Source organism: Pseudomonadales bacterium (genome assembly GCA_013215025.1).
In the GTDB taxonomy this organism is placed as follows: Bacteria; Pseudomonadota; Gammaproteobacteria; order Pseudomonadales; family DT-91; genus DT-91.
Genome location: JABSRR010000139.1, coordinates 1 through 1889, shown reverse-complemented (window position 1 = coordinate 1889; position 1889 = coordinate 1). Strand labels below are relative to the sequence as shown.

Sequence of the window (1889 nt, the reverse complement as noted above, 5' to 3'; positions counted from 1 at the left end):
TTTTTTTTTTTTTTTTTTTTTTTTTTTTTTGGGTTTTTTTTAATTTTTTTTTTTTTTTTTTTTTTTTTTTTTTTTTTTCGCGAGGGCCTCATGATACCATGACACGTCATACTGTTGGCAGAAGCTCGCAAGCTGACTGCCTCTAAAGAAATACTGCTATGGATGACTCCATCGGAGGCTCCATGGGCGTTACAGGCCTCAGAGTGCAGTGAACTGCTCGACCCTTTGAGAGCGAGCTGCTGGATCTCCGCCCAACACTAGCCAGGTAAGTTTACAAGAGACTGGGGGTACTCAGGCCCACCTTTTCAAAGAAAGATGGTCACTTGCTTCTGGCCTTTTTGGCGTCGCCAAAGGCTACACACACATAAAGAGACAGATGCACACACACACAGACACATACATAAACCAACATCATGCATCAAACTGATGATCAAGTGCTATAAACTGTTGGGCCGAAGCCCGCGTAAAAATTGCAAGAATGACCTTGACGATCAAACTTGACGGGAATTGGAGTAGTTTTCAACTAGCAAACTGCGCACCTCCGCTAGGCGTCACTGATAGCGCAATTGCCCCTTCCGCAAGGATGCTTGGTGTCTTGCAGGGGCCCAAATCCAAGCAAGGAAAAAAGAGGGGCACTTGCTTGTCAAGCCCTTTTGGCAGCCTAACCCTGATACCCCCCCTTTCCACAAAGCAACACCAGGCAACACCAGGCAACACCAGGCACCACCAGGCAGCACCATTAAGCACCACCAGGGGCAACCATGCATACAATAGCACTCTTGAACTGTTGGGGCTTTGCAGCCCCGCAAAAATTGAGAGATTCACATTGATGCGTCCCATTCACGGCAACCTTTAGTAAAAGGCGAAAGATTGGTGCGTTATGAAGTGAACGCTGTGATGCTCAGCTTCTTCAATCAAAGTGCCCCTAGCTCAAAAATGAAGCTGGGAACTTGCTTCTGGCTGCTGTGCTGTAGGGGAGGGGCACGCACACAGAAGCAGCCAATGAAAAGCATAAGCACCATGCAAAAGGCAGGAGGGAACACAAAAAAAGAACACACACAGAAACAAAAGAGAAAGCCAAAACACAAGGAAAAACAAACAAAGGCACCAAGCAAAAGCCAGCAAGCAAGCAAGCAAGCAAGCAGAAGCATGCCAGGAAGATGGCAAGAATATGAACTGTTACCCCAAAGGGTGTGCTGCCCCTGGCTTTGTGCCATGCCAGTGCAACACTTGCAGGCCCCTGAGCAAGCTCGAGAGGACACTGCCCCAAGAAAAATTGATGTGACAAGCAATCCACCGGTTGGTGGAATATCAGTTGTCACACTGATAAGAACAGATACTACACTTGATCATAGCCAAAAGGCCGAGAAGGTATGAGCTGCAGGGTGTGAGGGATCAGCACCACCAAAACATAGAAGAGGAAGACTTGCTTGCAGTCATGGGTGTGCCAGTGTGGGTGCACAAACTGAAGCTGGCAGGGCTGCCCTTTCTGGAGAAGCTTTTACAACACTTTTGAAAAGCATTGGAAGAGGCATTGAGACATGTCCTTAAAAAAGTTGGGAGGCTTAGGGCTAAAGCCCTAAGCCCTAGAAGCCCTAAGCCCTAAACCCTAAGCCTTAGGGCCTAAGCCCTAAACCCTAAGCCTTAGGACCTAAGCCCTAAACCCTAAGCCTTAGGGCCTAAGCCCTAAACCCTAAGCCTTAGGGCCTAAGCCCTAAACCCTAAGCCTTAGGGCTTAAGCCCTAAACCCTAAACCCTGCACCTAAAACCAAGGGCCTAAACCCTAGACCCTTGGGTTTAGCAGCCCCAGGGTTTAGGGTTTAGGGTTCCATATAGCAGCCCTGGGGCTGTGCATTATCACTCATAGCCCCCATGGGCCTAGTGCATAT

At 48.3% G+C, this 1889-nt stretch carries 1 protein-coding gene; it reads left to right on the top strand.

Annotated features, from left to right (window positions below):
* Window positions 1-873 precede the first annotated feature (873 nt).
* Window positions 874-1377: a hypothetical protein gene (locus HRU21_09185; GenBank protein NRA42460.1), complete on the top strand. Its 504-nt coding sequence runs from the start codon at window positions 874-876 to the stop codon at window positions 1375-1377.
* Window positions 1378-1889: the final 512 nt, after the last annotated feature.